Origin of the sequence: Leucobacter muris (genome assembly GCF_004028235.1) — a bacterium.
Classification (GTDB): domain Bacteria; phylum Actinomycetota; class Actinomycetes; order Actinomycetales; family Microbacteriaceae; genus Leucobacter; species Leucobacter muris.
On record NZ_CP035037.1, the window covers coordinates 1,850,702 to 1,863,732 of the forward strand.

At 72.1% G+C, this 13,031-nt stretch carries 14 protein-coding genes, 1 tRNA gene and 1 pseudogene; 4 read left to right on the forward strand and 12 right to left on the reverse strand.

Annotation, left to right across the window (positions count from 1 at the left end; all coding sequences use genetic code 11):
• The first annotated feature begins 63 nt into the window (after window positions 1-63).
• Together Leucomu_RS08710 and Leucomu_RS08715 are read left to right on the forward strand one after the other, a co-directional pair.
• The gene (locus tag Leucomu_RS08710; protein WP_051066204.1) at window positions 64-885 is read left to right on the forward strand and encodes an SGNH/GDSL hydrolase family protein; all 822 of its coding nucleotides are present in this window, start codon (window positions 64-66) and stop codon (window positions 883-885) included.
• Window positions 886-927: 42 nt separating this feature from the next.
• Entirely contained in the window at window positions 928-1,269 is a 342-nt protein-coding gene (locus Leucomu_RS08715; RefSeq protein ID WP_017884581.1) for a spore germination protein GerW family protein, read from the forward strand.
• Between the two features lie 68 nt (window positions 1,270-1,337).
• Here Leucomu_RS08715 and gluQRS read toward each other — a convergent pair whose 3' ends face one another.
• On the reverse strand, window positions 1,338-2,291 hold the full coding sequence (gene gluQRS / locus Leucomu_RS08720) for a tRNA glutamyl-Q(34) synthetase GluQRS (protein ID WP_202950838.1): 954 nt from the start codon (window positions 2,289-2,291) through the stop codon (window positions 1,338-1,340).
• A gap of 146 nt (window positions 2,292-2,437) precedes the next feature.
• Between gluQRS and Leucomu_RS08725 the strand changes: the two genes are divergently transcribed.
• Entirely contained in the window at window positions 2,438-3,784 is a 1,347-nt protein-coding gene (locus Leucomu_RS08725) for an FAD-binding oxidoreductase (RefSeq protein ID WP_017884579.1), read from the forward strand.
• 139 nt (window positions 3,785-3,923) lie between these two features.
• Window positions 3,924-4,793: a pyridoxal kinase PdxY gene (gene pdxY, locus Leucomu_RS08730; protein ID WP_128386977.1), complete on the forward strand. Its 870-nt coding sequence runs from the start codon at window positions 3,924-3,926 to the stop codon at window positions 4,791-4,793.
• A gap of 9 nt (window positions 4,794-4,802) precedes the next feature.
• On the opposite strand, the gene Leucomu_RS15950 is transcribed toward pdxY, so the two are convergent.
• The 11 genes and pseudogenes from Leucomu_RS15950 to Leucomu_RS08780 form a co-directional block, all read right to left on the reverse strand.
• Window positions 4,803-4,913 (reverse strand): hypothetical protein, encoded by a 111-nt coding sequence (locus Leucomu_RS15950; RefSeq protein WP_407656642.1) that lies wholly within the window; start codon window positions 4,911-4,913, stop codon window positions 4,803-4,805.
• 91 nt (window positions 4,914-5,004) lie between these two features.
• Window positions 5,005-5,226, reverse strand: a pseudogene (locus Leucomu_RS15850) (hypothetical protein); the annotation flags it as partial.
• A complete protein-coding gene (locus Leucomu_RS08740) occupies window positions 5,166-5,630 on the reverse strand; it encodes a fluoride efflux transporter FluC (RefSeq protein ID WP_017884576.1) in 465 nt (154 codons plus the stop codon). The pseudogene Leucomu_RS15850 and the gene Leucomu_RS08740, both read right to left, overlap by 61 nt.
• A 117-nt stretch (window positions 5,631-5,747) precedes the next feature.
• Window positions 5,748-7,865 carry a heavy metal translocating P-type ATPase gene (locus Leucomu_RS08745; protein ID WP_128386978.1) on the reverse strand — a complete coding sequence of 706 codons (2,118 nt, stop codon included), beginning with the start codon at window positions 7,863-7,865 and terminating at the stop codon, window positions 5,748-5,750.
• Between the two features lie 99 nt (window positions 7,866-7,964).
• The gene (locus Leucomu_RS08750) at window positions 7,965-8,936 is read right to left on the reverse strand and encodes an arsenic resistance protein (RefSeq protein ID WP_128386979.1); all 972 of its coding nucleotides are present in this window, start codon (window positions 8,934-8,936) and stop codon (window positions 7,965-7,967) included.
• Complete coding sequence (locus Leucomu_RS08755) at window positions 8,933-9,685, reverse strand: cyclase family protein (protein ID WP_017884573.1); 753 nt, start codon at window positions 9,683-9,685, stop codon at window positions 8,933-8,935. Before Leucomu_RS08755 ends, Leucomu_RS08750 begins: the two co-directional genes overlap by 4 nt.
• A 93-nt stretch (window positions 9,686-9,778) precedes the next feature.
• Window positions 9,779-9,854: transfer RNA gene (locus Leucomu_RS08760), tRNA-Ala, on the reverse strand.
• Window positions 9,855-9,954: 100 nt separating this feature from the next.
• The gene (rsfS, locus tag Leucomu_RS08765; RefSeq protein WP_017884572.1) at window positions 9,955-10,329 is read right to left on the reverse strand and encodes a ribosome silencing factor; all 375 of its coding nucleotides are present in this window, start codon (window positions 10,327-10,329) and stop codon (window positions 9,955-9,957) included.
• Between the two features lie 75 nt (window positions 10,330-10,404).
• Entirely contained in the window at window positions 10,405-12,171 is a 1,767-nt protein-coding gene (locus Leucomu_RS08770) for a hypothetical protein (protein ID WP_128386980.1), read from the reverse strand.
• On the reverse strand, window positions 12,164-12,739 hold the full coding sequence (gene nadD, locus Leucomu_RS08775; protein ID WP_031290137.1) for a nicotinate-nucleotide adenylyltransferase: 576 nt from the start codon (window positions 12,737-12,739) through the stop codon (window positions 12,164-12,166). The genes Leucomu_RS08770 and nadD overlap by 8 nt, the downstream gene beginning before the upstream one ends.
• A gap of 41 nt (window positions 12,740-12,780) precedes the next feature.
• Entirely contained in the window at window positions 12,781-12,993 is a 213-nt protein-coding gene (locus Leucomu_RS08780; protein ID WP_017884568.1) for a hypothetical protein, read from the reverse strand.
• Window positions 12,994-13,031 lie beyond the last annotated feature (38 nt).

Consider the following 13,031-nt stretch of genomic DNA (forward strand, 5'->3'; position numbering starts at 1 on the left):
CGTTCTAGACTAGCGGTGTAGATCGCGAGCGTTCTCAGACGGGCGCCGCTCGACGGACAGGGGATGGCAGTGGCAGATGATCAGGCGGGAATCGAACTTCCCTGGTCGCGTTTCGTGGCCATCGGCGACTCGTTCACCGAGGGCGTGGGCGATCCCGACGCCGACAGCCCGGGCGGGTTGCGCGGCTGGGCCGACCGCTTCGCAGAGGTGCTCAGCGCCTACGACGACGAGTTCGCGTACGCCAACCTCGCGGTGCGCGGCAAGCTCATCCGGCAGATCGCCGAGGAGCAGGTGGATGCGGCGCTCGATCTGCGCCCCGATCTCATCAGCGTGTGCGCGGGCGGCAACGACGTCATCCGCCCCGGCACCGACCCAGACGAGGTGGCGGCGAAGCTCGACCGGGTGATCGAGCGCCTGGGCGCGAGCGGCGCCACGATCCTCCTGTTCACGGGTGTCGACACCGCCTTCCAGCCCGTCTTCCGCACGATCCGCGGCAAGGTGGCGATCTTCAACGAGAACGTGCGCAAGGTCGCGAAGCGGCACGACTGCGTGGTCGTCGACCAATGGGCGCTCGAGGAGCTGCAGGACAGCCGCTTCTGGGCGGGCGATCGGCTGCACCTCAACGCGCTCGGTCACCACACGATCGCGCGCGCCGCCCTCGAGGCCCTCAACGTGCCCCACGACCTCACCCCGCTCGATCCCCCGCCCGTGCCGTTGCGCACCTGGCGCCAGGCCCGCAAGGAGGACGTGGTGTGGGCGCGTGAGCACCTCGTGCCGTGGGTGATCCGCCGCATCAAGCACGTCTCCTCGGGCGACGGCATCGAGGCGAAGCGCCCCCGACCCGAACCCGCGCGCCGGGGTCGCTACGGCGGCGCCGAGGCCTGATCTCTCACACCGGAATCTCAGCTGAGCGGGTAGGGTGAGGGCATGGCATCACTCACCCAGCAGCTTGCAGACACGGTCACTCAGGTGGGCGTCCGCTCGTCCTACGGCGAGCCCGTCGAGGTCGACGGCACCACGATCATGCCCGTCGCGTGCACCTCGTACGGCTTCGGCGCCGGCGAGGGCGGCGGCGGCCTCGAAGACGCCCAGGGCGAGGGCTCGGGCGGCGGGGGCGGGGGCATGTCGGTGCCGGTCGGCGCCTACGTGAGCCGCGACGGCTACACCCGCTTCGAGCCCAACATCATCGCGCTGCTCGCCGTCGGCGTGCCGTTCGTGTGGGTGGCGGGCCGAGCCCTGGCCCGCATCATCAAGGCGCTCAAGAAGTAGCCCCTACGGCGCCGCTTCGGGCCGGGGCGCAGCGCGCTCGATGCGTCCGCGCGGCGCGGCCGCCGAGATCAGCGCGGGCCCGCCCAGGTCCAGGGGGCTCGGGGCAGCGCGGCCGGGTCGAAACGTTCGAGCAGGCGAGCCGTCGTGACGGGCTCGCCCGGCGCCCCGAGACCGAGTGAGGTCGCGAGCTCGATCAGCACTTCGCCGGAGCCGACCCCGCGCTCCCGCAACTGCGCGAGGGTGACCGCGCCGTCCCGCTTCGCGAGGCGCGCCCCGCTCGGGCCGAGCACGAGCGGCACGTGCCCGTACTCCACCTCGGGGGGTGATGGCAGACCGAGCATCCGCTGCAGTAGAATCTGCCGCGGCGTCGACGGTGCCAGATCGTCGCCGCGCACCACCTGGTCGACGCCCATCGTCGCGTCGTCGACCACGACGGCCAGGTTGTAGGCGACGGTGCCGTCGCCGCGCCGCAGCACGAAGTCGTCGATGTCGCCGCGCGTGCGCCCGAGCACGACGTCGTCGAACTCCAGCTCGCGCACCCCCTCGGGCGCGCGTAGCCGCAGCGCCGGGATCCGGGGCAGGATCGCCTCGCGGGCCACCGCGCGCTGCGCATCGGTGCGGTCGCGGCAGGTGCCAGGATAGGCGCCGGGCGGCGCGTGAGGGGCGCTCGGCGCGGCCAGGATGTCCCGTCGCGTGCAGGTGCACTCGTACACGAGACCCGCGCGCGCGAGGGTTCGGATCGCGGCCTCGTGATCCGCGCCCCGCTCCGTCTGCAGTACGGGCTCCCCGTCCCAGTCGATGCCGATGGCGGCGAGGTCTCCGAGCTGCCGCTCCCCCGCGCCCGAGTCGCGCGCGCGGTCGAGATCCTCGATGCGCATGAGGAAGCGTCGCCCGCTCGCTCGCGCGAACAGCCAGGCCAGCAGAGCCGTGCGCAGGTTGCCGAGGTGCAGGTCTCCCGAGGGGCTCGGCGCGTACCGACCCGCCCCCCTGCCGCCCTGCGCACGCGTGCGCGGCGCGCTCACCCGATCCTCCACCCCTTCATCCTCCCACGCGGCTGCCGACCGGGCTCCCGGCCACGTCTCACGCCACCGCTCTCCCGCCTCGGCCGCGGCTCGGGGCCGTGCGGTACCGTGGTTGCGGTGCCCGTGCCATCGATCAAGGAGCCAGGGTGGAATCTCTTCAGCAGTTGCAGCAGGTGTTCGGCGACCGGCTGGTGCGCGATCCCGACCTCATCGCCCCGTACGCGATCGACACCTCCCGCGCCGTGCTCCGGGGCGCTCCGCTCGCGCTCGTCTTCGCGGAGTCGACCGCCGACGTCTCGGCCGCCCTCGCATGGGCCCACGAGCACCGCGTGCCGGTGAGCGTGCGCGGCGCCGGCACCGGGCTCACGGGCGGCGCCATGGCCTACGACGGCGGCCTCGTGCTGTCGCTCGAGCGCATGAACCGCATCGTCGGCATCGACGCCGAGAACCGTCTCGCCGTGGTGCAGCCCGGCGTGATCACCGCAGAGCTCGACACCGCCTGCCGGGAGCGCGGGCTCTTCTTCCCGCCCGATCCGGCCAGCGCCCGCATGTGCACCGTCGGCGGCAACATCGCCACCAACGCGGGCGGTCTGCGCTGCGTCGCGCACGGGGTCACCACCGACTCCGTCGCCGCGCTCGAGGTCGTGCTCGCCGACGGCCGCGTGCTGCGCGCCGGCGCGCTCACCCGCAAGAACGTCGTCGGCTACGACCTCAAGAGCCTCTTCATCGGCTCGGAGGGCACGCTCGGCGTGATCACCGAGGCCACCGTGCGCCTCAAGCCCGTGCCTCCGGGAACGCCCCGCACCTTCCGCGCGAGCTTCGACACCCTCGAAGACGCCGGCCGCGCCGTCACCGCGATCGTGGGCGGAACCGCCCAGCCCGAGGTGCTCGAGCTCATGGACGCCCTCAGCGTCGAGATCATCGAGTCGTTCTACCCGAGCGGTCTGACGGTTCCGCGGGGCGCGATGCTCGTGGGTCAGACGGCCGGCCTCGACGCGGCCGAGAAGGCCGAGGGCATCACCGCGGTCTGCGCGGCGCACGGCGCGACCGACACGGGCGTCTCGGAATCGGACGCGCTGCTCGAGGCGCGGCGGCTCTCGAACCCGGCCCTCAACGCGCGCGGCCTCAAGATCTCCTGCGACGTGGGGGTGCCCGTGGCGGCGCTCGCCGAGGTGTTCCGCGGCATCGCCGAGATCTCGGAGCGGCACGGGCGACGCGTCTCGACGGTCGCGCACGCCGGCGACGGCAACCTGCACAGCACGGTCGAGGCGCCCGACACCCCGGAGGGCATCGCGGCCGCCGATCGTGTGATCGACGACATCACGCGACTCGCGATCTCGCTGGGCGGCACGATCTCGGGCGAGCACGGCATCGGCTCCCTGAAGCGGCACGAGCTGCCCTGGCAGCTCGACGAGGCGGCGATCGACGTGCAGCGGGCGATCAAGGCGGCGCTCGATCCGCGCGGCATCCTCACGCCCGATCGTGCGATCTGACGCGGATCCCGCGAGGAGGGCCGAGCCTCGGGGCTCCTGCGGGTCCCGCGGAGCGCGTCACCGGGCGAGGGGACCCCCAGTGGTCCATCCCCGCGCCCGAGAGGTGGTCCAGCCCATGGACCAGTGCGAGGATCGATCCATGCGCATCCTCTCGATCCAGTCCTCGGTCTCGTACGGTCACGTCGGCAACTCCGCCGCGGTCTTCCCCCTGCAGCGCATCGGCGTCGAGGTGATGCCCGTCTTCACCGTGTGCTTCTCGAACCACACCGGCTACGGCTCGTGGCGCGGTCCGATGCTCAGCGGCGACGACGTGCGCGAGATCGTCACCGGCATCGAGGAGCGCGGCGGCCTCGAGAACGTCGACGCGGTGCTCTCCGGATACCAGGGCGGCAGCAGCATCGGCGACGCGATCCTCGACGCCGTCGACCGCGTGAAACGGCACAGCCCGGACGCGATCTACGCCTGCGACCCCGTGCTCGGCAACGCGAAGTCGGGCTGCCACGTCGCTCCCGAGGTGCAGGACCTGATCCGCGACCGGGTGGTGCCGCGGGCCGACCTCATCACGCCCAACCAGTTCGAGCTCGGCTTCATCACGGGCACCTCGCCCGACACGCTCGAGTCGACGCTCGACGCCGTCGACCGCGCTCGCGAGCTCGGGCCCGCCACCGTGCTCGTCACGAGCCTGCAGCGCCCCGACCGCCCGGTCGGCGCCGACGACGAACCCGCCGCGATCGAGATGCTCGCCGTCACCGACGACGGCGCCTGGCTGGTCGAGACGCCGCGCCTCCCGCTCAAGCGCAACGGCTCGGGCGACGTGACAGCCGCGCTCTTCACGGCGCACCTCCGCGGATCGGGCGACGCGGCCGTCGCCCTCTCCCGCACCGCGGCGAGCGTCTTCGAGCTGCTGGAGCGCACCCTCGCGGCCGGCAGCCGCGAACTGCAGCTCGTCGAGTCGCAGGAGGCCTACGTGCACCCCGCGCGCACCTTCGAGGCCCGACGGGTGCGCTGAGCCGGTCGATCAGGATCGGGCCAGCACGATGCCGAGCACGGCGAGCGCGGTGGCGAGGATCAGCATGCCCGGGCCGTTCCACAGCGCGGCCAGGTACCGACGGGCGGCCAGCAGGCGCACGCTGTCGAGGCTCGCGGTGCTGAAGGTCGTGTAGCCCCCCCAGAAAGCCGATGGACAGCACACTCGCGACCGGGTGGTCGAGGGCGAGGCCGACGAGCACTCCGAGCGCGAAGGCACCCGTCAGGTTGATCAGCATGATGCCCCACGGGAAGCGCGCACGCACCCGATCGGGCAGGCTCGTGTCGATGAGGTGGCGCGCGGCCGCGCCGAGGCCGCCCGCGAACGCGATCCCGATCGCGAGTGCGGCGCCGCTCACCGTTCTGCCCCCCTCGCCGATGATGGACCGATCATCCGCCCCGCCAGCACCCCGCACCAGCTCGCGGCCCCGCCGAGCACGAGCGTGAGCACCGCGTAGAGCGCCGCGACGCCGAAGGCGCCGTCGAGCAGCAGCTCGGCGAGGTCGGCCGCGAGCAGGCTGTAGGTGGTGAACCCGCCGAGCGCGCCGGTGCCGAGCAGCAGGCGCGTCGTGCGCCAGCGGCCACCCTCGCCGCCCGCCTGGGCGACGACCTCGACGAGCAGGCCGAGCAGGAAGGCGCCGCACACGTTGATCACGAAGATGGCGAGCGGGAAGTCGCCGCTCGACCCGATCGCGATCGACAGCAGGTGACGGGCGAGGGATCCGACCGCACCGCCCACCGCCACGACCCCCAGGTCGGGCAGGGTCGCCGCGATCCTCGATCCCTCGCCGGTTCCCGGCCGGCTCCGACGCTCACTCATCCGGTCACTCCCATCTCGAACACACGCGTACGCGATTGAGACAGGGACCGTTGTCGCATCGAACGAGGTTGGTTCCGGTGAGCCCCACCACCGGGCGCCGAAGGGCACCCCCGCAGTCTACTCCCCCTCGGCGCTGCGCTCCACGGGCCGCAGATCGAGCCGTCGCAGCAGTTGGGCGTTGAGCGCCACCACGACGGTCGAGAGCGACATGAGCACCGCGCCCACCGACATGGGCAGCACGAAGCCGACCGGCGCGAGCACCCCCGCGGCGAGCGGCACCGATACCAGGTTGTAGCCGGCAGCCCACCAGAGGTTCTGCCGCATCTTGCGATAGCTCGCCGTCGACAGGTCGATCACCGAGACCACACCGCGCGGGTCGTCGCTCGCGAGGATCACCCCAGCCGACGCGATCGCCACGTCGGTGCCGGCGCCGATCGCGATCCCCACGTCGGCGCGCGCGAGCGCCGGCGCATCGTTCACCCCGTCGCCCACCATCGCGACACGGCGCCCCTCGCTCTGCAGCTCCTCCACCTTCGATGCCTTGTCCTCGGGGCGCACGCCCGCGAAGAAGCGGTCGATGCCGAGCTCCGATGAGACCGACGCGGCGACCGCCTCGGCGTCGCCCGTGATCATCACCACCCGCACGCCGCGCCGGTGCAGCTCGTCGATCGCGGCGCGCGACTCGGGCCGGATCTCGTCGGCGAGTCGCAACGCGCCCGCCGCCCCGCCGTCGACGAGCACGTGCAGGATGATCGCGCCCTCCTCGCGCCAGGCCTCGGCCACCGGCAGCTCCCGCACGTCCTCCTGCTCGAGCAGGAAGGGGCCGCCGACCTGCACCAAGCGCCCGCCGACCTCGGCCCGCACGCCCACCGCCGGCGATGACGAGAAACCGCTCGACGCCGGCACCGCAAGACGCCGCTCGGCTGCCGCCTGCACGATCGCGCGCGCGAGCGGGTGCTCCGAGTCGGACTCGGCCGCTGCAGCGAGCGCGAGCAGCTCGTCGGGGTCGTTCCCCTCCGCGGGTGCAACCGCGGTCACCGCGGGCGATCCCACGGTCAGCGTGCCGGTCTTGTCGAACAGCACGGCGTCGACGACGCGCATGCTCTCGAGCGCCAGGCGATCCTTCACCAGGATGCCGGCGCGCGCCGCGCGCTCCGTCGCGATCGACACGACGAGCGGGATCGCAAGCCCCAGTGCGTGCGGGCAGGCGATCACCAGCACGGTGATCGTGCGCACCACGCCTTCGTCGGGCCGACCCACCAGTGTCCAGACGGTCGCCGTCACGACGGCCGAGCCCAGCGCGAACCAGAAGAGCAGCGCGGCCGCGCGATCGGCGAGTCGCTGGGCGCGCGACGTCGAGCTCTGCGCCTGCTCGACGAGCCGCTGGATCCCCGCGAGCGCCGTGTCGCCGCCGATCGCGGAGATCTCGACGCGCAGCCCCGAGTCGGTCGCGACCGTGCCCGCGACGACCCGCTCGCCCTCGCCGCGCCGCACGGCTCGCGACTCCCCCGTCAGCATCGACTCGTCCATGCTCGCGGATCCGCTCACGATGCGCCCGTCGGCAGGCACGCGTCCGCCCGGCCGCACCACGACGAGGTCGCCGACGCGCAACTCGTCGGGCGCCACCGTCACGACCTCATCGCCCTCGACGCGCTCGGCCGCGTCGGGCAGCAGCGCCGCCAGCGAGTCGAGCGCCGAGGTCGTCTGCGCAAGCGAACGCATCTCCACCCAGTGCCCGAGCAGCATGATCACCACCAGCAGCGCGAGCTCCCACCAGAAGTCCAGCTCGTGATCGAGCAGGCCGAGGCTCGCCCCCCACGAGGCGAGGAACGCCACCGTGATCGCGAGCCCGATCAGCAGCATCATGCCCGGCTTGCGATCCCGGATCTCGCCCACCGCGCCGCTCAGGAACGGCGCGCCGCCCCAGAGGTACATCACGGTGCCCAGCGCGGGCGACACCCAGAGCGCCCATCCCGGCACCTCGTAGCCGAGCAGCATCGCGAACATCGGCGAGCAGGCGACCACCGGCACCGCCAGCACCAGCATGAACCAGAACAGCCGCTGGAAGCGCTCGGCGTGACCAGCGTGACCGGCGTGACCGGCGTGGGCTTCGTCGACGGCGTGGCCCTCGTGGCCCCTCTGCCCATCGTGATCGCCGTGACCCCCGTGACTGCTCTGATCGGCCGGCCGCTCGCGAGCCTCGTGGATGGTCGCGTGGTCGTGATGCTCGTTCATGCTCCCCCGTCCTCACTGCCAGCCTGGGTGATTCAGTTGCGGCGCGCAAGGCCCGACCGGCGACACCCAGTCCAACCAGATACCTGGTGGGGGTATTCCCTAGCCCGGGATCAGCCTTGGCATCAGGCGCACGAGGGCGACCATCACCACGAGTTCGACCAGCGTCTGCGCCACCACGACGAGGGGCGCGAGCGCGAAGGCCGGGGGCAGTGCGAGCACCAACGGCAGCACGACGAGCGAGTTGCGGGTCGCACCGCTGAACACCACCGCCCGGCGCCCGGCGGTGTCGAGCCCGACCAGCCGCGAGACCGCCGCCCCCGCCGCCACCATCACGGCGGCGAAGAGCACGAACACCGGCATCGCAATGACGAGCGTCGCGATCCTGCCCCCGATCCCCGCCACCTGGGACGCGACCACGACCGCGAGCGTCAGCATCATCAGCAGCACCATCGCCCCGAGAACGGCATCGCGCAGGCGCGCAACCCAGCGGGCGCGCTCCGCGGCGAACTGCGTGCCAGCCGCGGCGGCGAGCGGCAGCACGATGAGCCAGAGCAGGGCTTCGACGAACGGACGCGCCTCGACCGTGGCCGCGATGTCCGATCCCGCCATCCACCACAGGAACACCGGCAGCAGCAGCAGCTGCGCGAGCATGAGCAGCGGCGTGGCGGCGAGCAGCCGTTCGCGGGAGCCGCCGGCGAGCCCCGCGAAGACGATCACGTAGTCGACGCACGGCGCGAGCAGCACGAACAGCACCCCCACCAGCACAGCACGATCATGAGCGACGAGGCGCGAGAGCAGCCACACCACGAGCGGCACGAGCACGAAGTTCACCACGAGCACCGCGCCGAGGAACCTCCAGTCGCGCAGCGCTCGACCCGCACTCGCGAACGGGATGCCCAGGAAGGTCGCGTAGAGCAGCAGACCGAGCACCGGGGTGATGGCGAGTTCGGCTGGGCGCGCGAGGCCCGGCAGCAGCAGCCCCGCGGCGGCGCCGATGGCGAGGGCGGCCAGGTAGAGCGCCACCTGGTGGCGCTCCAAGCGCTCGACGAGCCGCACGGAGCTCGGGATCACCGGGCCTCGTCCCTCCAGGCCACGACCCGGGCCGGTGCGCCGTCGGCGCCCGCGAGCGGCAGCGGGAAGATCCCGAGCCGCGCCCGCTCGCCGAGCGCGTCGAGCCCGCGCACGTTCTCCACGATCGCACCTCCCCCGCCGAGCACCACCGTGTGCACGGGCAGCGGATCCGGGACGGCGAGCGGTCGATCCGCGGTGGCGGGCGGCGGACCCGCCGCAGGATCTCGCGGCGCCTGCCGGTCGGTCGCCTCGCCCGCGGCGCTCCGCTCATCCGCGATCCCCGCCTCGACGGCCGTGGGATCGGGGCTGAGCGTGTCGACCACGAGCACGCGCATGCCCAGGCACCACAGGCGCTCGGCGGCCTCGACGGCCAGGAAGGGATGCCGCAGGGCGAGTTCGCCGCCGAAGTGGCGATCCCACCCGGTGCAGATGGCCACGATCGGCGGAACGGCGTCGAAGCGCTCGAGCCCGAGCATCTCGCCGTCGATGGGCCGGCACTCCCCCGCACGATCCGCCCGCAGCACGAGGGCGTCGCCCGAGAGCGCATCGAGCGGCACCTCGTCGATGGTGCGTCCGCCCCGGATCGTGTGCGAGGGGGCGTCGATGTGGGTGCCCGTGTGCGAGCCGAGGTGCAGTTCCGTGACCGCCACGCCGTCGGCGGCGACGCTGAGCGCCTCGCGCGAGCGCACCTCGGGATCGCCGGGATAGACCGTCATGCCTGCGGTGATCGGGTGACTGAGGTCGAGCATGCTCGAAGTGTACCGAGGAGCGGCCCGAGTCGCCGCGCGAAGACGGCCCGAAAACGGTTCAAGCCCCGCCGAAGCGGGGCTTGAACTCTGAAGTGGTGGATCTGAGGGGACTCGAACCCCTGACCCCCTGCATGCCATGCAGGTGCGCTACCAGCTGCGCCACAGACCCGGGGAAGTCGGAGAAATGCTCCCCCGACAACTCCTCTACTTTACACCGGAGTGGGGTGCGATGCGCAAATCGACAGATCCCGGGCGCGTCGCACTGCGGCTCACTCGCTCCGGGCGCCGCCGTCCCCCGCCGGGGCGAGCATCGACTCCACCTCGATCAACGGGCAGTCCTGCCAGAGGCGCTCGAGCTGGTAGAAGTCGCGCTCCTCCTGGTGGAAAACGTGCACGATGAGGTCGCCGAAGTCGAGCAGCACCCAGCGCCCGCTCTCACGCCCCTCACGGCGCACGGTGCGCACGCCCTCGGCGTTGAGCTCGTCCTCGATCGCGTCAGAGATGGCCTGCACGTTGCGCTCGACGCTGCCGGTCACGATCAGGAACGCGTCGGCCAGGCCGAACTGCTCCGTGACGTGCAGCGCCACCGGCGAGGTGGCGCCCTTCTCGTCGGCCGCTCGAACCGCGATTCGCAGATCCGACATCACGTCGTGGGGCTGATTCGCTTCAGTCTTCAGTGTGTTTCCTTCGTTCGGCGGGCGCGCGCCCGCGGTCGAGAACTATCCGAACATCCCGTTGCTCGCACCCCAGACGCCGAGCGCGACCACCGCGACGAGCAGGCCGCCCCCGGTGAGGGAGAGCACGAGAGGGAGCTTGCTGCGATCCTTGACCGGCTTCGCAACCGGGAGACCCGAGGCGGCGCGCGCGCTCACGGCATGGCGGGCCGACACGGGGGCGGGGCCCTCCGATGTCATGCGCACATCGCCCGACTCCTCGCCCGTGATGGGATCCATCTCGATCGAGTCGTGCAGTGCGGAGTGCCCGCCGGTCTCGCCGAGCGACTTCGGCAGCTTGAGGGAACCGGTCACGTACAGCTCACCCGTGGTGCCGATGGGGCCGGCGAGGCCGCCGGTGTCCTCCGGCATGGAGGGCAGGATCAGCGCCGACGTTCCGGCGGTGGTCGAGGTGCTCTCCTGCGCCACCGCGCGGGAGATGAGATCGTCGAAGTCGCCGCCCTGGCCGCCCTGGTCGGGCACCTTGCGCGAGGTCGGGTCGTCGAACACCGAGCGCCACTCCTCCGGAGGGGCGATGTCGGGGAACGAGTAGCTGGTCTTCTGCTCCGGGCTCGGCTCGACGAGCTCGTCGACCGGAGCCTCCCGGGGCTCGGCGATCTCGGCGACCGCGATCGCCTCGTCGACGGCGACGGGGTCGGAGACGGCGGGGCGGGCGCCCGCCATCTCGGCATCCGTCTCGATATTCGCCTCGACGGGCTCCTCCGGTACCGGGGCCTGAGCCTCCGCCGGCGGCGCACCATCGACGCCCGGCTCGGGATCGGCAGCGGCTGCCTCGGCCGGAGCCTCGTGCGTGAGCGACTCCTCCGCGGGCGCCTCGACCGGGGCCTCGTCTGCTGGAGTCTCTTCGGCGGCGGCCTTGCGCTGCCAGGGGAACCGGCGCTTGGGCTTCGGGGCCGGGGCGGACTCTGCCTCGGCTTCGTCTACGATCTCGGCCGGGGCCTCCGCCTCGGCGTGGGCGTCGTCCTCGTCCTCCGCATCGTCGGGGGTGCCCGCCTCGGCGTCCTGCAGCTCGGCCACAGTGAAGGGCTCGGTCGGCGGTGCGATCAGCGTGTCGAAGTCGAGCGCGCCGGTCTCTTCGGCGGGCGCCGGATCCTGGCCGAGCTGCTCGGAGACGATCTCGGCCTCGACGGTCTCGGGCACGTCGTCGTCGGCTGGGCCCTCGACTACGGGGGCGGCCTCGATCTCCTCGGCCGGGGACGACGTCGGCTCTGCCGGTGACGAGGTCGGCTCGGCGGAGGGCGCGGGGCGCACCGCGGGGATCGGGGCGGGCACCGGCTCGGCCGGGGTCTCCGCTGCCTCCGGAGCGCCGTCTTCGCGCCGCTCGCCGACCGGGGCGGGCTTCCTCTGCGCTGCGGGTTCGTCGATCGGAGCAGGCTCAGCGGGCGCGGTCGGCTGCGCCGGCTGCTCGGCGACGGAAGGACGGACGTCGTCGGCGTTGACGGCGGCCCCTTCGGCACCTGCCGGCTGCTCGGCGACCGCCGCGGCGCCGGGATCGCTCTCGCTCTGCGCACGCGCAGCGCGCTCCGCCAGGGCCTGCTCCCGCAGCTCGCGCATCTCGCGTCGACTGCGCGGCGTGCCGTCTTCACGGTAGGGCGAGATCTCGACCTCGCCCTCGGGCTGCGGAGCGCTCGCGGGCTTCGGCGCAGCCGTCGCTTCCGAGATCTCGGAGAGATCCAGCGCGCCGGTCTCCTCCATCTCCCGCAGCCGCCGCTCACGGCGGGTCAGCGGTCGCTGTTCGTCCTGCTCACTCATTCTCTGTCGCTTCCTCGGTGTATAAACCGTGCTTCGCGATGTATTGCACTACACCGTCTGGCACCAGGTACCACACCGGGTACCCCCTGGCCACCCGCGCCCGGCAATCCGTAGACGAGATCGCCAGCGCGGGGACTTCCAACAAGCTTACGTGCTCACCTGACAAACCAGAAAGCGAGAGCTCATGCCCGGGCCGCGACACGGCGATGAAGTGGGCGAGCTCCCACAGGCGGTCGATGTCCTTCCACCCGAGGATCTGCTCGACCGCATCGGCGCCCGAGATGAAGAAGAGCTCGTCATCGGGGTACTGGGCGCGCAGGTCGCGGAGCGTGTCGACCGTGTAGGTGGGGCCCGCACGGTCCACGTCGACGCGGCTGACCGTGAACCGAGGGTTCGACGCGGTGGCGATGACCGTCATCAAGTAGCGGTGCTCGCTGGGTGAGACGTGCTGCTTCTGCCAGGGTCGCCCCGTCGGAACGAAGATGACCTCGTCGAGGTCGAAGCTCTGGGCGACCTCGCTCGCCGCGACCAGGTGCCCGTGATGGATCGGATCGAAGGTGCCGCCCATCACTCCGATGCGGCGTCGTGCTGCCACGGAGTGCCGGCTCCTCAGTGGTGCTGAGCGGCGCCGTGCTCGCGCGCGTAGGCCTCAGCCTTCTCGGCGTGGCGGTTGGCGACGTCACGGAACGAGAAGGTCACCAGCGCGAGCGCGGTGAAGGCGACGAAGGCGATGACACCGAAGACGGGGGCCGGGAACGGCAGCTCGTTGACGATGTGGTGCCCCTCTTCGGCGGCGACGGCGATCGTGGCGACAAGTGACATTGAGACCCCTGCATTCATGACGGATAACGAAGTTGACA